Source organism: Chryseobacterium indoltheticum (assembly GCF_003815915.1).
GTDB lineage: Bacteria > Bacteroidota > Bacteroidia > Flavobacteriales > Weeksellaceae > Chryseobacterium > Chryseobacterium indoltheticum.
The window spans coordinates 1,977,954-1,998,102 of sequence record NZ_CP033929.1 but is presented as its reverse complement, the minus strand read 5'-3'; the positions used below and the strand labels follow the sequence as shown (position 1 = coordinate 1,998,102).

21 protein-coding genes are annotated in these 20,149 nt (G+C 33.5%); 14 read left to right on the top strand and 7 right to left on the bottom strand.

Translation table 11 applies throughout. From position 1 onward, the window contains the following. Positions 1 to 101: 101 nt before the first annotated feature. A complete protein-coding gene (gene dnaG, locus EG358_RS09380; RefSeq protein WP_076562167.1) occupies positions 102 to 2,087 on the bottom strand; it encodes a DNA primase in 1,986 nt (661 codons plus the stop codon). A 76-nt stretch (positions 2,088 to 2,163) separates the two neighbouring features. Here dnaG and tsaE point away from each other — a divergent pair, with 76 nt between their 5' ends. From tsaE to EG358_RS09335, 9 genes are all read left to right on the top strand, one after another. Further along, complete coding sequence (tsaE, locus tag EG358_RS09375) at positions 2,164 to 2,571, top strand: tRNA (adenosine(37)-N6)-threonylcarbamoyltransferase complex ATPase subunit type 1 TsaE (protein WP_076562254.1); 408 nt, start codon at positions 2,164 to 2,166, stop codon at positions 2,569 to 2,571. A gap of 68 nt (positions 2,572 to 2,639) precedes the next feature. Then, positions 2,640 to 3,833, top strand: a complete 1,194-nt coding sequence (locus EG358_RS09370; protein ID WP_076562168.1) for an alanine dehydrogenase — start codon at positions 2,640 to 2,642, stop codon at positions 3,831 to 3,833. Positions 3,834 to 3,911: 78 nt separating this feature from the next. Next, positions 3,912 to 4,283, top strand: coding sequence for a hypothetical protein (locus EG358_RS09365; protein WP_076562169.1), 372 nt, complete (start codon positions 3,912 to 3,914; stop codon positions 4,281 to 4,283). 127 nt (positions 4,284 to 4,410) lie between these two features. Continuing rightward, entirely contained in the window at positions 4,411 to 5,181 is a 771-nt protein-coding gene (locus EG358_RS09360; protein WP_083677089.1) for a histidine kinase, read from the top strand. Continuing rightward, positions 5,159 to 5,869: a LytR/AlgR family response regulator transcription factor gene (locus EG358_RS09355; protein WP_076562170.1), complete on the top strand. Its 711-nt coding sequence runs from the start codon at positions 5,159 to 5,161 to the stop codon at positions 5,867 to 5,869. The genes EG358_RS09360 and EG358_RS09355 overlap by 23 nt, the downstream gene beginning before the upstream one ends. A 173-nt stretch (positions 5,870 to 6,042) precedes the next feature. Continuing rightward, positions 6,043 to 6,915: a CGA/CIA family class A beta-lactamase gene (bla-A, locus tag EG358_RS09350; RefSeq protein WP_076562171.1), complete on the top strand. Its 873-nt coding sequence runs from the start codon at positions 6,043 to 6,045 to the stop codon at positions 6,913 to 6,915. A gap of 30 nt (positions 6,916 to 6,945) precedes the next feature. Next, positions 6,946 to 7,362, top strand: a complete 417-nt coding sequence (locus EG358_RS09345; protein ID WP_076562172.1) for a hypothetical protein — start codon at positions 6,946 to 6,948, stop codon at positions 7,360 to 7,362. Further along, the gene (locus EG358_RS09340; RefSeq protein WP_174565107.1) at positions 7,362 to 8,252 is read left to right on the top strand and encodes a 3-hydroxybutyryl-CoA dehydrogenase; all 891 of its coding nucleotides are present in this window, start codon (positions 7,362 to 7,364) and stop codon (positions 8,250 to 8,252) included. The genes EG358_RS09345 and EG358_RS09340 overlap by 1 nt, the downstream gene beginning before the upstream one ends. 157 nt (positions 8,253 to 8,409) lie before the next feature. Next, complete coding sequence (locus EG358_RS09335; RefSeq protein ID WP_002977986.1) at positions 8,410 to 8,649, top strand: hypothetical protein; 240 nt, start codon at positions 8,410 to 8,412, stop codon at positions 8,647 to 8,649. Positions 8,650 to 8,700: 51 nt separating this feature from the next. Here EG358_RS09335 and EG358_RS09330 read toward each other — a convergent pair whose 3' ends face one another. The 3 genes from EG358_RS09330 to pheT all read right to left on the bottom strand — a co-directional run bounded on the left by EG358_RS09330 (position 8,701) and on the right by pheT (position 12,748). After that, a complete protein-coding gene (locus EG358_RS09330) occupies positions 8,701 to 9,111 on the bottom strand; it encodes an META domain-containing protein (RefSeq protein WP_076562174.1) in 411 nt (136 codons plus the stop codon). An 85-nt stretch (positions 9,112 to 9,196) separates the two neighbouring features. Further along, entirely contained in the window at positions 9,197 to 10,276 is a 1,080-nt protein-coding gene (locus EG358_RS09325) for a hypothetical protein (protein WP_076562175.1), read from the bottom strand. A 69-nt stretch (positions 10,277 to 10,345) separates the two neighbouring features. Then, a complete protein-coding gene (gene pheT / locus EG358_RS09320; protein ID WP_076562176.1) occupies positions 10,346 to 12,748 on the bottom strand; it encodes a phenylalanine--tRNA ligase subunit beta in 2,403 nt (800 codons plus the stop codon). A 280-nt stretch (positions 12,749 to 13,028) separates the two neighbouring features. On the opposite strand from pheT, the gene EG358_RS09315 reads away from it, so the two are divergent. From EG358_RS09315 to EG358_RS09295, 5 genes are all read left to right on the top strand, one after another. Next, complete coding sequence (locus tag EG358_RS09315; protein WP_076562177.1) at positions 13,029 to 13,661, top strand: NAD(P)H-dependent oxidoreductase; 633 nt, start codon at positions 13,029 to 13,031, stop codon at positions 13,659 to 13,661. A gap of 27 nt (positions 13,662 to 13,688) precedes the next feature. Continuing rightward, positions 13,689 to 14,126, top strand: a complete 438-nt coding sequence (locus EG358_RS09310; RefSeq protein WP_076562178.1) for a MarR family winged helix-turn-helix transcriptional regulator — start codon at positions 13,689 to 13,691, stop codon at positions 14,124 to 14,126. Continuing rightward, entirely contained in the window at positions 14,123 to 14,545 is a 423-nt protein-coding gene (locus EG358_RS09305; protein WP_076562179.1) for an organic hydroperoxide resistance protein, read from the top strand. The genes EG358_RS09310 and EG358_RS09305 overlap by 4 nt, the downstream gene beginning before the upstream one ends. A gap of 725 nt (positions 14,546 to 15,270) precedes the next feature. Next, complete coding sequence (locus EG358_RS09300; RefSeq protein WP_174565106.1) at positions 15,271 to 16,392, top strand: lactonase family protein; 1,122 nt, start codon at positions 15,271 to 15,273, stop codon at positions 16,390 to 16,392. A gap of 64 nt (positions 16,393 to 16,456) precedes the next feature. Beyond that, positions 16,457 to 17,083 (top strand): hypothetical protein, encoded by a 627-nt coding sequence (locus EG358_RS09295; RefSeq protein ID WP_076562181.1) that lies wholly within the window; start codon positions 16,457 to 16,459, stop codon positions 17,081 to 17,083. 9 nt (positions 17,084 to 17,092) lie between these two features. Here the strand turns inward: EG358_RS09295 and EG358_RS09290 are convergent, their stop codons facing one another. The 3 genes from EG358_RS09290 to EG358_RS09280 form a co-directional block, all read right to left on the bottom strand. Continuing rightward, positions 17,093 to 17,722 carry a peptide deformylase gene (locus EG358_RS09290; RefSeq protein WP_076562182.1) on the bottom strand — a complete coding sequence of 210 codons (630 nt, stop codon included), beginning with the start codon at positions 17,720 to 17,722 and terminating at the stop codon, positions 17,093 to 17,095. A gap of 329 nt (positions 17,723 to 18,051) precedes the next feature. Next, the gene (locus EG358_RS09285; RefSeq protein WP_076562183.1) at positions 18,052 to 18,924 is read right to left on the bottom strand and encodes a ChaN family lipoprotein; all 873 of its coding nucleotides are present in this window, start codon (positions 18,922 to 18,924) and stop codon (positions 18,052 to 18,054) included. Positions 18,925 to 19,120: 196 nt separating this feature from the next. Next, on the bottom strand, positions 19,121 to 20,149 hold the full coding sequence (locus EG358_RS09280; RefSeq protein WP_076562184.1) for a hemin-degrading factor: 1,029 nt from the start codon (positions 20,147 to 20,149) through the stop codon (positions 19,121 to 19,123).

Sequence of the window (20,149 nt, the reverse complement as noted above, 5' to 3'; positions counted from 1 at the left end):
GTGAATTTTTAATCGTATTAACTTCATACGAAAATTAGACATTATTAGTTTAAAAAAGTACATTTTAAACTATCAACCAACAACTAAAAACCATTAACTAACTATCGCTTTCTATCAACATAAATTCCTTTGATTGGCGAATACTCAATCATTTCACTTAATCTCATTGAAGCCTGCTTCAATAAAGTTATTTTTTTGATCAGTTCAAAGTATTTCACTTCATCGGTACTGCTGTACTTTTCGAGTTCAGCAATCGTTTCTTTAATTAAATAATCAATGTAACGGTATTTATGAAGCAAAACATCGCCTTTAATCTGTTCAGCAACTTTATCTCCGTAATTCGGCGGGAAAATATTTCTTGAGCTCCAATTTTCCAGATCATCTAAAGGAATCAGTGCGTCAACCACTTTTGTTGTAATCTGCTCATCCATAAAAGTGACAAAAAAACTTCCGCTACGAAGCTCGTCGTTTTGAATCCCTTCTTTTACCTGATCAATGATAATTTCGTTTCCTTTTACTAGAAACTGATATTGCTCCTCCTCAAAATGATGCAGAATTTCTTCAATTACTGTAATTTGATATTCAGCTTCATTATCATCTTGTCGTTTCAAAACAACATCGCCAAACATCAACATGTGATCTACCAATTTGTTTTCCATAAACAAAACATCATACAGATAAGGATCTCCTTTTTCTTCATCCGGAGGAACAATCTCCATTTTTACCGGAGCTGCTTTATCCTTTTGCTGCTGAGCATTTTGATTATGGTTTTGGGTAATTTGCCTCTGTACGTCAAGCTCATTAAACAAACTCTGTTCAGAAAGACCAAATTTATTGGAAACTTCTTTCAGATAAACTTCCCTTTTTAAAGCGTTTTGAACAAATCCGACAGATTTTACAATATCCCGAATCGCTTCCGCCTTTTTAATAGGATCGTTTCCGACTTCCTTTAAAAGAATTTCAGCTTTAAAATCAATAAAATCCATCGCCTGATTTTCGATGAATTTTTCAACATATTCTTGCGGATGTTTTCTGGCAAAAGAATCGGGATCGTCACCATCCGGGAAGAGCAAAACTCTGATGTTCATTCCTTCGGTAAGAAGCATATCGATACTTCTGAAACTCGCTTTAATTCCTGCATTATCGCCATCAAAAAGAATCGTCACATTTTCGGTGAGCCTTTTAATAAGCTTAATTTGTTCGGTCGTTAAAGAAGTTCCGGAGCTCGCCACCACATTTTCAATTCCCGACATATGAAGTGAGATCACATCCATATAACCTTCCACCAAAAGACATATATTCTTTCTGGAAATCGCCTGCTTGCTTTGATTTAAGCCATAAAGAACATTTGATTTATGATAAATTTCTGTTTCGGGAGAATTGAGATATTTGGCGGTTTTTATATTGTTTTTAAGAATCCTGGCTCCAAAACCTAAAACTCTTCCCGAAAAACTATGAATCGGAAACATCACTCTTTCACGAAAACGATCAATTCCGTTGGGAGCATTTTCTGGAAAGATCGAAAGTCCAGATTTTTCTAAAACTTCTTTTGTATAACCTTTTTCAAGGGCGAATTCGGTAAAAGCATTTTTCTTTTCCGGTGAGAAACCGAGCTGAAATTTTTTAATAATGTCATCTTTCAGTTCACGCTCTCTGAAATACGAAAGCCCGATTGCTCTGCCTTCATCATTTTCCCAAAGTATGTTTTGAAAAAAATCATTAGCAACTTCATGTATTTTATAAAGTAGATCTCTTTCAGACTGAGCATTTTTTGCTTCTTCAGAAAACTCTCGCTGGTCTTCTTCAATTTCGATTCCGTATTTTTTGGCAGCGTGACGAAGGGCTTCAGGATAAGTGAAGTTTTCGATTTCCATTAAAAAAGAGATCGCTGTTCCTCCTTTTCCGGTGGAGAAATCTTTCCAAATCTGCTTACTTGGAGAAACTACAAAGCTTGGCGATTTTTCTTCATGAAACGGACTTAAACCTTTAAAATTTGATCCCGCTCTCTTCAATTGCACATATTCGCCAACAATCTCTTCTACGCGGATTGTCGAAAATATTTTATCTATCGTCTGTTTGGAAATCATAATGAAAAAAAGAAAATTGGAAAGTTCCAGCCACAAATATAACAACTTTGTTATAATTTTGCAGCAAACAATCTTCATGCAATTTAATATCAAAAATATAAACGACTGGCAAAATGTCGTAGATTCTATTTTACCGGAGTTGAAACATAATATTCTTCTTTTAAAAGGAAATTTAGGCGCAGGAAAAACTACATTTACTCAATTTCTGATTAAAAATCTGGGCAGTAAAGATGAAGTAAACTCCCCTACCTATTCTATTGTTAATGAATACAATTCACCAAAAGGAAAAATCTATCATTTTGATCTGTATCGTTTAAAAAACATAGAAGAAGTTTATGACATTGGTATTGAAGAGTATCTCGACAATGCTTTTTTGTGTATTATAGAATGGCCAGAAGTGTATGAAGATGAATTGTACGGATTAAATTACCACTCAATGAGCATCAATAATACAGGAGAAAACAGAGAAATTACATTCGATTAAATATTATATCTTTGCTTATAGAAATCGATTGTATTAAAAAAAATTCTGTAAGTCATAATTAAACAAAAATGAGTACTACAAATATTTTTACTCCTTTTTCCGAAGAAGAATTAATTCCGAAGGAAGAGAAGTTGGAAGTTATCAAAAAAGGGAAACAGTTTAGCATAGGGATTCCTAAAGAAACCTGTCTCAACGAAAGAAGAACATGCATAACGCCCGATGCAGTACAGGTTTTGGTAGAACATGGTCACGAAATCATCATTGAAGCCGGTGCCGGGCAAGGCTCATTTTTTACAGATTTACAATATTCTGAGTCGGGAGCAAGAATAACTCAGGATGCCAAGGAAGCGTTTTCCCAAGATCTTGTTTTAAAGGTAAACCCTCCTACAGAAGAGGAAATAGATTATTTCAAACCCAATACCTATCTGGTTTCTGCACTTCAGATCAATTTAAGAGATAAAGATTATTTCTTAAAACTGGCAGAGAAAAAAATCAATGCAATCGCTTTTGAATTTATTGCTGACGAATACAAACAACTGGCTTTGGTAAGATTGGTCGGGGAAATTGCAGGAACAGTTTCAATTTTATATGCCTCAGAATTACTAGCTTTATCAAACGGGTTAATGCTTGGCGGAATCACCGGAGTAAGACCTACAGAAGTAGTGATTTTAGGAGCAGGAATCGTTGGTGAATTTGCAACAAAAGCAGCGATCGGATTAGGCGCAAGTGTAAAAGTTTTTGATAACAGCCTCTCAAAGCTGCGAAGACTGCATACTTTAGTAGACAGCAGAGTTCCTACATCAATTATTGATCCTAAAGAATTAAGTAAAAGCTTAAGAAGAGCCGACGTTGTGATAGGAGCTTTACCAAGACTCAATATGCAGCCAATCGTTACCGAAGACATGGTAATGAACATGAAAAAAGGCAGCGTTATCATCGATATTGTAATCGACAACGGAAAAGCAATCGAAACTTCCGAGCTTACCACGATGGATGATCCTTATATCATCAAACATGGCGTTATTCACTGCGGATTACCGAATCTTACATCAAAAATGCCGAGAACAACGACAAAAGCAATCTCCAATTTCTTCCTTTCTTATATTTTAAACTACGATCTGGAAGGCGGTTTTGAAAATATGCTGATTCGCAAAAATGAAATGAAGCAAAGTTTGTACATGTACAAAGGCAGACATACCAAAAAAGTTATCTGCGACCGTTTCGGGCTTACTTATCACGACATCAATCTTTTACTATTTTAGTCTAAAAAAGATAAAAATATATTCATCAGTAATTTTTAGCAAACCCATACGATCTTTAAAAGATAGTAAAATCAACGTATGAAGAAAATAAAGTTCTTTCTTATCGGGCTTATTCCCGGACTTATCATCGTATTTTTTGTCCTTAATGCAAAAGGCGCAAGCTGCAGCGGATATCTGCCAAACAGCCGTGTAATTGCAGAAACTCTTTCAAAAGATTTCGAGTATTCAGATAATTTCAAAAATGAAATGAATGCTCTGAAAATTGATGAAAAATTCTTAAAAGACAGCATTATTACTTTAGGAAAAATAGATTTTGACCGTAGTCATGCTCAGAAGAAACCGTGTCCGGATTATGTGATCACTTCTCCTGAGAAAAATCCTGTCTACGAAATCACTTTCGAGAAATGTGAAGAAAAAGCAGTTCTGCGTTCTTTGAAAAAGCTTAAATAAAATATTCTTTAGCCACGAATACACAAATTCTTATCGATTATTATTCGTGTATTCGTGGCAATAAGATTAGCATTTAAAGCTTCACAATATTTAAAACAATAAATTTCATCTAAATATTTTACTTAAAATGGATGGCAATTACTACATGATTCATGATTATCTGATCTTTTTTGGAGTTTTTGCTATTTTCTTTTTTCTTACGGTGAGTATTTACCTTTTTAGCCAGAACGAACGACTAAAAAATAAAAACAAAAAACTTTCCGAAAGCAATAAACTCATCGAACATAAGTTAAATGAATTTCAGCTGGAACATATAGGAACCAAGCTCAATCCGCATTTATTTAAAAACATTCTCAATTCTGTACAGTCGCACGCTTATCAAACCTATATGTCGCTAGACAAACTGGCCAATGTTCTCGACTATATTTTATACGAAAGCAATAACAGATTTGTAAGTCCAAAAGAGGAACTGAGCTTCGCTTTAAGCCTTATCGAAATTAATAAAATCAAGGTCAATCCGCTTTTTGATTTTAGAATTAAATCTAAAATTGACAAATCTGATTCTATTTTCGAAGAAAAAATATTTGCTCCGCTGATCACTGTTGATCTAATTGAAAATGCTTTTAAACACACCGATTTTCTGGCTCAGGATTCCTTTATTTCTATTGTATTGGAACTTGAAGGTGGCGTTTTTTCGATGAAGGTAAGTAATAAAGCCTCACTTAAAAATGTATTGCATAAAGATCACAGCGGTTTTGGAAGCCAGTCTTTGGATCAACGTTTAAAAATGATCTACACCAATTTTTATTCGCTTCAAAAGAATTCAAAAAACGGTATCTTCACTGCAGAATTAACAATCAATTTAGGCGAGTTCTATGATAAAATGCGTTATTCTTGATGATGAATTGTTGGCAATAAGCTACCTTAAACTTTTATGTGAACAGATTGAAAATGTAGAAGTTGTAAAAGCTTTTAACGACCCAAAAATCTTTCTCAACGAAATAAAAAATATAGATTGCAACCTTTGTATTTTAGACATCGAAATGCCGGGAATGACCGGTTTGCAAGTGGCAGAACTGATTTCAGATTCCAAAAAAATCATATTTACAACCGCCTACAAAGAATATGCAGCAGAAGCGTTTGATCTGAATGTGGTAGATTATGTGCGGAAACCTATAAAAAAAGAAAGACTGATTCAGGCATTTGAAAAAGCAAAAGATCTTTTGAGCAATACTCAGAAAAAAGAATTTATAGAATGGAATACCAATATTGGTAAATCTACAATTTTCACAGAGCAGATTGCCTACATTAAAACTTCAGAAATCGACAGCCGCGATAAAGACATTATCCTTAAAGACGGAACGGTAATCGTACTTAAAAATCTTAATTTTAAATCTTTACTGGAAATGCTTCCATCCAAAGATTTCGCGCAGGTAAACAAAAAAGAGATTATTGCTTTATCTTCTGTAAAAGTTTTATCGACCAACGAAATAATCACAACGATATCCAATGAGTCTGATCAGTTTCTGAAACTTCAGATTGGTGACACCTATAGAAATTCTTTTATGGAAATGTTTGGAAAATAGACTTTTTAAATTTTATTTTCCAAAATTTTACGGCTTAGATTATTCCAGTTTTACAGACATAAGAATCGGACACAAATTTAAATAAGTAAATTATATTGATTTAAAATTGCAAAAAATCTTAAATTGCAAATCCCTTTTATTATCTGAAAGGGATTTGTTTTAAACAGAATATTATGAAAAAAACAGCACTTCTTTTTCTATTGGTTTCAGCATTTACTTTTGCTCAGAAATCTGCTTTAGCGCAAAAGGTAGATTCAATTATTAAAGATAAAAAAGCGACTGTCGGAGTTTCTGTTTTAGGTTTTGAAGATGCTTTTAAATACAATAAAAATGCAGAGACAAAGTTACCTATGCTTAGTGTTTTTAAGTTTCATATTGCAGCAACAGTTCTAGATTTAGTAGATAAAGGAAAGCTTTCATTAGACCAGAAAATTTTAATAAAAAAAAGCGATTTGCTGGAAAATACCTGGTCGCCGATTCGGGAAAAATATCCTGACGGAAATGTAGAACTCCCATTAAGTGAAATCATCAATTATACTGTTGCATGGAGTGATAACAATGGTTGTGATGTATTATTAAGGTTAATCGGAGGCACACAAGTCGTGCAGAAATTTATGGATTCTAAAGGAGTGAAAGATTTTCAGATTAAACATAATGAAGAGCAAATGCACAAAGGAGCGAAATATTTGTATGAAAATTATACCACAACAAATTCTTTGAGCCAACTTTACAAAAGCTTCTACGATGGCAAAATTTTGTCTGAAAAATCAACAAAGTTTTTATATGACATCATGCTGAATACCTCTACCGGAGGAAATAAGCTAAAAGAACAGTTACCAAAGCAATCTATCGCTCACAAAACGGGATCTTCAGGGAAAGATGGAGACTTAACAATCGCAGAAAATGATTCGGGAATTGTTACTTTACCCAATGGCAAGCATTATGCAATAGTAGTATTTATTAGCAATTCTACCGAAACAGACGAGATGAATTGCAAGATGATTTCAAATATTTCAAAAGCAGTTTGGGATCATTTTAATAAGTAAAATTTAAAGCTTAATTTTAAAACCATTAAAATGAAAAAAATAATTTTAACAATAGCGGTGTTCAGTTGTACATTTTTCTTTGCTCAGAAAAGCGAGAATTATATTGAAATAAGCTACAACAGCATTTGTTGCGGTACGCCATCAACGGCTCCTGTAATGAACTATATCAACAGTTTTCAAGGTAAAAAAAATAAACTTGAAATATACCGACAATCACGTTTGGGAAGAGAAGGTGAGTTTAAACTGTTTATCGGAACTGATGCTCTTTCAAAAAGCAATAAAACAAAGTTTATAAAAGGGCTTGAAGCTGCGATCAATTCTCAGAATAAATCCAAAAATGAAAACAGTGACGGAATTGTAGATTTTAACAGCCAGACATTAGTGAAGAAAGAAAAACTAAATACATTAAATAATCTAACTATATATAAAAAAGAAAATTTAAAATGATCAAAAACATTGTCGTTATCGGAGCTGGAACCATGGGAAATGGTATTGCACATACATTCGCACAAAGCGGTTTTAGTGTAAATTTAGTAGACGTTTCTCAGGAAGCTTTAGACAAAGGATTGAAAACTATTACCACAAACCTTGACAGAATCATTGCAAAAGGAAATCTTACAGAAGACCAAAAAGCAGAAACTTTAGGAAATATCAAAACTTTTACTCAGCTAAAAGATGCGGTAACCAACGCAGATTTGGTGGTGGAAGCTGCAACTGAAAATCAGGATTTAAAATTAAAGATTTTCGCTCAGATGGATGAGTTTGCACCGGAAAACTGTATTTTATCTACCAATACATCCTCTATTTCTATTACTAAAATCGCTGCTGCTACCAAAAGAGCAGATAAAGTGATCGGAATGCACTTTATGAACCCGGTTCCTATTATGAAACTGGTAGAAATCATAAAAGGCTACTCTACTTCAAAAGAAACTTTTGACTCTATTTATGAAATGAGCAAAACTTTAGGGAAAGTTCCGGTAGAAGTAAATGATTATCCAGGTTTTGTTGCCAACAGAATTTTGATGCCGATGATCAACGAATCTATCGAAACTTTATACAATGGTGTTGCCGGAGTTGAGGAAATTGATACCGTAATGAAACTGGGAATGGCTCACCCAATGGGACCACTTCAGTTGGCAGATTTTATCGGTCTCGATGTTTGTCTGGCGATCTTAAATGTGATGTATGACGGATTCAAAAATCCTAAATATGCACCAAACCCATTATTGGTAAACATGGTAATGGCAGGAAAATTAGGTGTAAAATCCGGAGAAGGTTTCTATGATTATTCTGGAAGCAAAAAAGCTGAGAAAGTAGCAGAGATGTTTGCAAAATAACAAAGCAAATAAGTGCGTCGTTAGTAGTAATTTCTCTTTTAATGTAAATATATTGATTGAATATTTATAAACTGACTTTAACAAAAAATTAAATATCAAAGAGAACAAATACCAATAATTTTATTATCTTTGATTCAAAGTTAAAACATTAAAAAAAATGAAATTACCAAAGTTTTTATTAGCAGACAATTCGGAATTTCCTGAAGATTTATTCGTAGTACATACAGAATATCCAAGATTCATCTTAAACGTTGAAGAGGAAGAAGTAGAATGGCTTGACGATTTGGAAGGTGACGATGAAGAAACTATGGCAGACGAAGCTACTAAAGTAGTTGAAGCAGCGTTCAAATGGTGCGACGAAGAGTTGGCTAAGTACGACGAAGAAGAGGAAGATTAAGAAAAACCACTTATAAAAAAAGGAACTCAAATTTGAGTTCCTTTTTTATTTTTATTCAGATTTGTTGAATTTTAAAAGCAACAAATTATCCTGATACAATTCTAAAGTAGTTCCTGAAACTACATATTTATTGGCTTTGTGAAGCATATCGAGGAAGTTTTGCTCAACGCTCATATTTGCACAGGCCATTTTTGTAGAACCCATTTGTGAAGCTTCAAATTTTCCTGAAGCCGTTTCCATTGTTACACCGCCAAAATATCGGTTGCACCCTGCATTTCCGTTGATCTTCGAACCTTCTACATTCAAAGTAGGAACCTGCCCTTTTACGTTGTCCGCTAAAGTCCATTTTGTATTCGCAATTGAAGGTTGTGCTTTACCAACTTTCGATGAAGATGCGTTTTTCATTGTTCCGCAAGATGCCAGAACGGCAAATGTGCATATACTTAAAAAAAGATTTTTCATTTTACTTTTTGATTTAATTCAAATTTACGGAAATTATTAATACTTTATTTCTAAAAAACAGATTTATGTTAAATGTATTTTTAAGCTATTTAATTTTAATAAAATGTTTTTTAAGATTTTCGGCATCCTCATCATTCTGAAAATTCATCCCGATAAGATTGGCGTGTCCCATTTTATAATCTTTATTCATCAATAGAAAAACTTTTTTTCTCAAAACCTGGTCTAAAGTACTCATTCCTATACTCTTCCGTCTTCTGTCTATATCTTTCACCAAAGCATTTCCTTTTTCTCCTCTTTTTTCAGGATAAAACCATTGATGTACATAGCAACAATCTGCTTTTTCAAACATTTCTTCTGCTTTATCATGAGGCCGGTCAGGATTACCTTCATTTTTAAAAATTTGAACTATATCGAAATGCCCGCTAGAATAATTCTTGGTTCCGTTGTTTAAATCTAAAAGAAAAGCTGCGTTTTCCGGAGTAATCTTTCCTTTGTTTAAAGCTTTTATAATTTCGTCTGAAAAATTGACAACTTGTGGACTGTAAAGATTAGTTGCCAATTGATGCCAAATAATAAAATAAAAATTTTGAAAAAAAACTAAGTTGGCAGAGCTTAAACCCAAATCATATTCATTAGGGAATCCTTTTTTCTGAATCAAACTTAAAAGTTTCGTACTCGCAATGCTGTCGTTCTTTGTAATTTCTTTTTTATATTTTGCATAATTTCCACCGGAAAGTTTTCTGTAATGCTGATCAATCGTAAATAAAGAATCAAGCTCTTTTCGGTAATTATCATCAAACTTATTTTTACATTTTAGCCTTTTGTGTTGTTCAATATTTGGAAAATGAGATGAAAGAAAATTTTCTTCAAATTTATATTTCATACAATCTAAGGACTGATAATGTTTAAAAGCATTTTCGTAATCCTTCCTGTTCAGCAGAACTTTCATATGATTATACAAATCATTCGCATGAGGTTCTTTAAAAGTTTTAAATGCCTTCTGATAATACAAATCTGCACTGTCTAACTCATTAGTCACAATCTTATCTTCTGCCGAATTTATGTCTTCATAATAGCTGATTAATTTCTTATTGGTCAGTTCATTATTTTGACAATGAAAAGAAGTGTAAACAAGCAGAAAAACCAGAGCTATAAATGATTTCATATGAATTAAGTTATTTTTAAAACAAAAAAAGCGGACAAAATGCCCGCTTCCAATATATGATATTTTATTTTATGATCTCAACTCAGCATTAAACTCTTTTTGGAAAGATTTAATTAAAGAATCCATTACGTGAGAAATTTCTTTTTCTTCAAGAGTTTTTTCTTCGTTTAATAATTCAAAACTCATTGCGTAAGATTTCTTACCTTCCGGAAGATTTTTCCCTTCATAAACATCAAAAAGATTAATGTTTTTAATGAATGGAGATTTATTCTTTTTAGCCGTCTGATACAATTCCTGATAAGAAATATTCTTGTCAATCAGTAAAGCTAAATCTCTTCTGATCTTGTTGAATTTAGGAATATCTTTAAATTTCAATTCGTTCTTAGAACGTAGTTCCTGAGCAAATTCAAGCTCGATTTCTGCGTAGAAACATTCTTGGTCTACATCAAAATCTTTCAGCATTTGAGGCGCTACTTTTCCGATTCTTACTAAAGTTTTATCTTCAGATTTGTATTCAATTGCATCAGAGAACCTTTCATCATCTAAAGCAACTTCTTTATAATCGATCGATAATCTTTCCAACAAAACTTTCACATACGCTTTCAGGTTGTAGAAATCTGTTGCAGATTTTGGCTGCAACCAGTTTTCAGCAACATTTCTTCCTGAAACCAAAATAGCAAGCTGTTTTCTTTCTTCGTACTTTTCTCTTTTATGATAAATTTTTCCGAACTCGAAAAACTTAATATCCTGATTTTTTCTGTTGATATTATAAACTGCATTCTGCAAAAGCCCTTCCAATAAAGACTTTCTCATAAATGCTAAGTCTCCGCTTAAAGGATTCAGTAATTTTACAGCATCCGTTTCGTCTTTTACAGAAGTTAATGAATTGTTCATCACTTCGTTGAAACCTAAACTCTGTAAAGTTCTAGCCCAAGAGTTTTCCAACTCATCCTGATCGTTTGCACTTAATTTTACAGGCGTAAATGAAATTTTCTGCGGAGCATCGATTTTGTTGTAACCGTAGATTCTTAAAATCTCTTCGATAACGTCGATTTCTCTTGTAACATCGGCTCTGTAAGCAGGAACAGATATTTCAAAACCATTCTGAATATCATTTAAAACCTGAATTTCAAGTGCTTTTAAAATTTCTTTTACCTTTTCTCTGTGAATTTTTGTTCCTAAAATCTGCTCGATTTTTGAAAATCTGATGATGATGTAATTATCTTCAATTTTCTTAGGATATTCTTCCAACAACTCTCCTACTAATTTTCCTTCAGCCAATTCTTCAATCAATTTGATGGCATGAGTAATTGCTGTTCTTGTAATATTAGGATCAACCCCTCTTTCAAATCTGAAAGAAGCGTCCGTATTCAAACCATGGAATTTTGCGCCTTTTCTCACCGCAACCGGATTGAAATAAGCACTTTCCAGGAAAATAGTTTTTGTCTCACTAGAAACTCCGGAATTGGCACCACCGAAAACTCCGGCAATACACATCGGGTTATCCTGTCCGTCTTTAATAATGATTTCAGAACCGTTTAATGTTCTTTCAACACCGTCTAAAGTCGTGAATTTTGTTCCTTCTGCAACCGTTCCTACTTTTACTTTTTTGTCTGCAATTTTATCTGCATCAAAAGCGTGAAGCGGCTGACCAAAACCGTGAAGAATATAATTGGTAATATCTACAATATTGTTGATCGGGCTCAATCCGATTGCTTTTAATCTGTCTTTCAGCCAAGCCGGAGAATCTGCAATTTTTACGTTTTCGATTACTGCACCGATATATCTTGGCGTGAGTTCAGTATCTTCAACTTCAAGCGTAAAGCTGTGCGAACCTTCATTATTTAAGGCAACAGAAGATACTTTTTCAAACTCAGATTTTTGCTGGTTTGTTGAAAGAAATGCGTGCAAATCTCTTGCTACCCCGTAATGCGACATTGCATCGGTTCTGTTTGGTGTTAAACCAATTTCAAGAACTTCGTCATTCGTTAATTCGAAATAATCAGCAAAGTTTTTTCCTACTTCATATTTGGTTTCGTCTAAAACCATAATTCCGCCATGATCGTCGCTTAAGCCTAATTCGTCTTCTGCGCAAATCATTCCCTGAGAAACCTCACCTCGGATTTTTGCTTCTTTAATTTCAAAAGAGCTTCCGTCTTTAGCATAAATTTTGGTCCCGACCACTGCAACAGGCACAGTTTGTCCTTCTGCAACATTCGGAGCTCCACAAACGATATTTAAAACTTTTCCGTTTCCTACATCTACCGTTGTTTTGTTTAATTTATCAGCATTCGGATGTTTCTCACAAGTCAAAACTTTTCCTACAACGATGCCTTCAAGACTTCCCTTTACACTTTCAAACTTATCGATTCCTTCTACTTCAAGACCTATATCGGTAAGAAATTCACCAATTCTCTCGGTTTTCAGTTCTGTTTTAATATAGTCTTTCAGCCAGTTGCTTGATATCTTCATTAGTAGAATTTTAAATATTTAATCTTCAGATTATGTATTCATCATTTTTATAACCATGAATCACCTCCGAATTTTGCGTCTACAAATGTCGTGTTTTTTTGAGAAATACCGAAATTCAAAAAGGTTAAAAAAATCATATTCGTGCTTATTGTGAATTAAAAACATATTTAAGTAGGGATTAAGATTGGCAATAGATATTATCTAAAATAGATTTCCTAAAATTAAATTGTGTGCAATTTAATTTTGTTATACCTTTGTCTCATAATTTAAAACAAGAAAAATGTCATTAATTGAAGATTTAAACTGGAGACATGCGGTAAAAGCTTATGATCCGGCAAAAAAAGTTTCTCAGGAAGATTTAAATAAAATTTTAGAAGCAGCAAGATTAGCACCCACTTCTTCAGGGTTGCAACCTTTCAGAATTATAGTCGTAGAAAATCAGGAATTGAAAAATAAAATGGTGAAGGGCGCACTGAATCCTGAAGTAATGAGAGATTCTTCACATGTATTGGTTTTTGCAGCTTGGGATAGTTATTCGAACGAAAAAATCGATAAAGTGTATGATTATACAACGGATGAACGTGACTTACCGAGAGGTCGTTTTGGCAGCTACACCGATAAAATCAAAGAATTATATGGTGCACAGACTCCGGAACAACATTTTGCACATACCGCACGACAAACTTATATTGCTTTGGGGCTGGCGATGGCTCAGGCTGCTGAATTAAAAGTAGATTCTACACCGGCTGAAGGTTTTAGCAACGAAGTCGTAGATGAAATTTTAGGTCTAAAAGAATTAGACTTGAAAAGTGTAAGTTTGCTGTATCTTGGCTACAGAGATCAGGATAATGACTGGATGGCTTCTATGAAAAAAGTCAGAATTCCTATGGAGGAATTTATTATTAAAAAATAACAATTCATCAACTTCACTCTTGCTATTATGGAAAACTCAGAATCTTTAAAATTAGAAAATCAAATTTGCTTTCCGTTATATGTGATTGCAAAAGAGATTACCGGGCTTTATCGTCCGTTTCTTGATGAGCTGGATATTACCTATCCGCAATATCTTGTGATGATGGTTCTGTGGGAAAATGACGGACTTCCAGTAAATCATATTGGCGAAAAGCTTTATCTGGACAGTGGTACATTAACACCGCTTTTGAAAAGACTGGAAGCTAAGGGATTGATTCTTAGGAAACGAAAGAAAGAAGATGAAAGAGTTGTTCAGGTTTTTATCTCCGATTTGGGAAAAGAACTTCAGCAGAAAGCTTGTGAGATTCCTTCCAAAATTTATCATAAAGTTGGAGTTTCTAAGGAAGACTGGGCCGAGCTTAGCAAAAGCGTAAAAAAAATATTAAACAAATTAGACAACAAATGAAAACATTATATACAACAAAAGTTACCGCAAAAGGCGGAAGAAACGGGCAAGTAAAAAGTGAAAACGGAATTATTGACCTTGAAGTAAGAATGCCAAAAGCTTTAGGCGGAGCCAATGACGACTTCACAAATCCTGAAATGCTTTTTGCAGCCGGATATGCTGCTTGTTTCGACAGCGCTTTAAATTTAGTTATCAATAAATCTAAAGTAAAAACCGGTGAAACAACCGTGACAGCTGATGTAAGCATTGGTCAGATAGAAAACGGTGGATTTGGTTTGGCGGTTGAATTAGAAGTTAATATTCCTGAAGTTTCTCTTGAAGAAGCTCATGAATTGACTGAAAAAGCTCATCAGATTTGTCCTTATTCTAATGCTACAAGAAATAACATTGAGGTAAAACTTACGGTGACGAATAACTAAGATCTTATCTAAATTTGATATAAAATCTGTTTCAGTATGAAGCAGATTTTTTTTGTTTAATAATTCACAATAAAATTGGAAGTAAATATATTATTAAAACGTAGAATATCACCTGAAATTTTTATACTTATCAATTTGGGAAAATCTTCCCTCAAACTGGTTTACACTGTCCCAACTTGGGAAACATTCCTCGCAAAAAGTTTTGTATTATCACAAGTTGGGAAAGTCTCCCCGGAAATAGGTTTGCCTCGTCCCAAATTGGGAAACCTTGCCTCTAAAGTGGTTTGCTAAATTTCACATCAAAAGCATAGAAATTCCGTATTAAATTTAGAAGACTTAACTAAGTGGTTGATAGGTTTAATTGATGGCTGGTAGGTTGAAATTCAATAACTTTAAAGCTCATAATGAGTCATCGAATAGTTTCAATAACTTGTTTTGGTTCAAGTTTTAAAGGATTTGTATTATATTTGAAAATAAAAATTGAGTACACAGCAAAAAACTTAAAATGTCTTTTGGCCGAAAAGAATCAAATGAAATGATGTAAATAGGAATATTCAAAAGTTTACAAAGTGTAGTGTTTTCCTTTTATTGTTTGTTTTATTAGCTTTTGAATAACTTATTTCTTCATAAAATATTTTGTGGATCTTGCGGTTAAAAAAATGCATATACCAAAAAAGTAAAAACTAATTTTTGCACTCTTCATATAACACATTCAACCTTATATTTTGAAAAAATTTTTCGTCTTAACTTTTACTTTTTGTACTTGGATCTATTTTTTTTCTCAAAACACGTATGCTTTTTTTGGCTCTTTCAATTGGGATAAAAATACAGAAGGAATTTATGTTTATAAATTAGATACCATTAACGGAAATTTATCAAAAATAACCACAGTTAGCGGTATTCTCAACCCTTCTTTTCTGACTGTTTCACCCAATGGAAAATATATTTTTGCATGCACAGAAAGCAAAACAGAAAACGGAGGAAGCGTAAGCAGTTTTGAGTTTAAACCTAAAGATGAATCGCTTACCTTTATCAACAGTGAAAAAAGCGGTGGTGAAAACCCTGTCTATCTTACTGTTCACAAGAATGGCAAATGGCTTATCAATGGAAATTATACGGAAGGAAGTGTTTCCGTTTATCCTATTTCAGAAGGTGGAAAAATCGAACCTCATGTTCAGAATTTTCAGTTTTCAGAAGGAAGTGTAGACGTTAAGAGACAGAATCGTGCTCATATTCATTCAACAGTTTTTTCTCCTAACTATGATTATCTCTTTCTTCTAGATCTCGGAGCAGATAAAATAAGAACTTATCAATTTAAAAATGAAAACGCTCAACCTTTACAAGAAGCTAAAACTGCTTTTACAAAAACAACCTTAGGAAGCGGACCGAGACATTTTACGTTTCATCCAAATGGAAAATATGCTTATTGTATTGAAGAAATGGGAGGAGCCGTCAGTGTATATTCTTACGAAAATGGGAAGCTGAGCAATCTTCAACGAATTCATACTCATTCGGAAAAATATAATGATAGCTTTGAAAGTTCCGATGTTCACATTTCGCCCGATGGAAAATTTTTATATGCCTCAAACCGCGGAAAGGAAAATAATATTGCTATATTTTCAATTCAAAATAACGGAACATTAAAAACTGTCGGTTATCAATCTACAAAAGGAAAACATCCAAGAGTCTTTGGTCTCGATCCGAGTGGAAAGTTCTTAATTGCAACCAATACAGGAAGTGGTAATGTTGTTGTATTTAAAAGAAATTTTGAAACAGGAACATTAAAAAAAGTTGGTAAAAAGATCAAAATAAAAAATGTCTCTTGTGTACAGATAAAGAAATACTAAATCACCATGTAAAAGAATAATTTTCTTATTTTTGGCTTTAAAATTTTCTCAAAATATCAAGATTATGAAATATATTTTAAGCGTTTCTTTACTTTTGTCAGTATTTTTCTCTTACGGGCAAAACTATCCATTTGCAACAGAATTCGTCAACGGTAAAGTAATCCTTAAAGATTTATCTGAACTTGATGGGCAGATAAAATGGTTTCCCACCCAAAATGATAAATTACATTTCCGATCAGATGAAAAAGCAAAACCAGAGAAATATACCCCAAATGATATTACAAGCTTCTCTGCTGAAAATTTGAAGTTTGTTCCTTTATATAATTTCAAAGCTTATGCAGATAACTATGCATTGGTTGGAACCCCAACAAAGATTACGGAGACATTTGGAGAAGTTGTTTCGGAAGGTAAATTCAATATTTATTTTACATCAATCAGAGGATATAATCCAATTGCAAGAACGTTAGAAGATTATCCTAATTTTGTGTTTCAGGATGCTAATGATGCTGACAAAAAACTCTATGCTTATCCGTACAGAATCAGAATGAAAGAAAAGAAATATGAAAAAGCAAAAGAAGATCTTTATATTCTTTTTAAAGATCATCCAGAAATTGTTGACAAAATAAAAGCTTTCAAAAAAGAGAACGATTTTTTAGAGATCATTAAAATGATTGAAGATATCAACAAATAAAAGAGCAATTTATCTCGTTACAGAATCACTCTTCTTATAAGCATCTACCGCTTGGTAAGAATCATTTTCCTCTTTTTTCTTTTTATCTGAAATTAAAATTCCAAAAAGATGATCGATTTCGTGCTGGAAAATCACGGCGGTAAAACCTTCCACCATTTCTGAAAATTTCTGACCTTTTAAGTCAACATATTCCAGTCTAATAACTTTGCTTCTGTAAAACTGATCTCTAAATTCGGGAATCGATAAATCGCCTTCCGGACCAAGATTCTGTAATTCCGATCTCCAGGTAATTACAGGATTAATGAAATATTCCAACGGTTCGCCTGCTTTATCAAAACGCTGTACCCAAATTATTTTTCTATTGATTCCTACTTGCGGAGCCGCAATTCCTACTCCACCGTCCGTCGAAAGAAGTGATTTCTCCATTCTTTTAACCAAAATTGCTGTGTTTTTATCAAGCGGATCAATTTCTGTTGAAAGGTTCAGCAAAGTGGTATGTTGATGAGCATCAGTAATCTGATAAATCAGTAGAGCCGAATTGACATCGCCCTGATTAATAAGAGAAATTTCGTTAGGAGTCAACTTTTGAGCGTTGATAAAACCGATAAAAAATATGAAGAGTATGGAGATTTTTTTCATTTTTAAAAGAATGTTGAACAAAGATAAAGGATGTTTTTCAAGTTTTGGCTGAAGCCTTTGGATTTTTCATATAAAAAACGGGCTAAAGCCCGTTCCTATTGATGTATTTTGTTTAATTTTTCTCACGCAGAGTGGGCAAATTCAGCATATAAAAATTTGTGACAATCTTTTTAATCCCTGGATATTTTTAAAACACATAAATCACTTTAGAGTTTTAATTTTAAAATGTATAAAAGAACACATTTGTCTTGAAAATCAAAGATTTTCTTTGAATACCAACTTATCTCTTTTACCTTTTTACTTGGCTCTTTTCACTTAGTTCTTTAAACTTAATAAGTCTTGGTCATATCCGCCGGAACAATCAGATTAAAATCTGTCGGGATATATTCTTTCTCAGGGATTTTTAATTCGTCATCTTCAGATTCAAAAACAGAAATTACTGCCATTTTAAGGTTTGGATTTTTCTGTTTGATGTACCAGTATATTCCGCCAAACTCTTTACTGTGGAAATTTCCATTGTAATGAATAAATGTTTTTCCGGGTTGCAGGTTGTTAAGAATAGATTCAGCCATCGTTGCATCTTTCGTTGCCTGAGCCGAAATAAAATTCATCACTTTGGTTCCTTCTGCATGATCGCCCATCATTTTTTTCATTTCAGGATAACCGGGCGTGTCTAAAGTTACATTAATCGGCAATTGAGCAATGTAAGATTTTTCTTTTTCACTCAGTTTATTTAAGGACTCCAAACCTTCTTTTGCAGTTTGAGAAGCATATTTTCTTGGAATATTGGTCGCAATAAAATTCAGGTTTTTATCTTTTGCAAAATCTACCAAAGGTTTGTAATCTGTGGTATAATTATTCCACAAACGAACAGAATCTTTCAGACTTTTAGCTTCAATTTTACCGGCAAGATATTTATTAAGCTGCGGCTGATTGTCTCTTTCAAACATCTCGGCACCCAAAGTAATCTGCTTATTTTTCTGTTCATACAATCCTTTTGTTACTTTTAACTGCAGCCAGTGAACGATCGAATTATTGTGAAGCTCACCAAAGAAAACAACATCGTAATCAGCAAGCTGCTTGATCAATTTCTCAGTTTTGATGGCTTTTCCTTTTTTATTATAGAACTGATAAGGTTTAAAATTCTGCGCTTTAAAAACAGAAAAACCTAAGACTAATATGACGATAAAAATATTTTTCATTTTATATTTTTTGATTTTTATTTGATGTAAAGTTCGTAAAAGATCTTTTCAATTTGAATAAACATTTTTAATTTTTCACAAATATACTTCGTTCAGAATGACAAACTATATGTGAAGTAACTTTACATTTCATCTAACAAAAAAAGCCGTTTTGATTTACAAAAAACAAAACGGCCTTCATCAAATCATCTAATTATTATTTTTCAAGATCTGCTACCAAATCTTTCCATTCTTGTAATTCAGGGATTCCCGGCTTTCTTTTTCCGAAAAACTGTACAATAAAGTCTCCTTCCTTGTTGAATACTTCTATTGCCGTCACCTCACCATCTTCGGTTGGTTTTTTCACTATCCAGGCTTCAGTGATTTTTGTGACATCTAAATGTAAGTTGAAATCAGGATCCATTACATTAAACCATTGCTGGTGCCACATTGTTTTTTTCACTTCTCCGGTGTGGATTTGGATAATTCCTCTGTTCCCAACGAAAATCATGATCGGAAGATTCTTTTCAGAAGCATCTTCCAAAACATTTACCACTTTTGAAGGATCTATTTTTTTAGCATAACCTTCTGGCGCCAATCTCAAGGCCTGAGTTCTTGAAACCCCGAATTTTCTGGTCATCATAAAGAAATCGTGTGTGTCTTTCAGTTCCGTCCATGCTTTTTTGAAACCTTCAGCATCAATTTCTGAATCTTCTTTTTCAGGAGCTTTTGGAGCAACCGCTTCAAATTCAAAAGTTTCGTTTTGATTTTCAGCTCTAAATTGAGCGACGATAGGATCGAAAGCTTCAACATTGCTGTCTTTCGTTACATAAATTTTGTGAAGCGCCAAACCATCTTTTCCGAAGAACTGAAGACTTCTTTTATCACCTTCAACCACGGCGAAAGCAAATTTCCAGTGATTTTGGAAGATTCTTAAATCGATATCTTCACCTACAAAAAGCTGTGCATGAGGACTGCTGAAATCACCGTTTAAGTAAGTTCCTTTTCTTTCGTGAACACACTCGTCATTTCTCGTTAGCGCCATTACTTTTCCTAATTTTTCAACCTCCGTTAAGATATTGGCAAATTCAGGTTTTAAAACGGTGACTTCTTCACCTACGTTAGTTAATAATAATTCTGCTTCGCTTACACCCAATTGTTCAGCGGCATTTCTTATTCTCAAATGTGGATTTTCTACTTTCAGAGCTTCCCATTTTTCTTTCAGATCGTTAACTATTGTATTCAT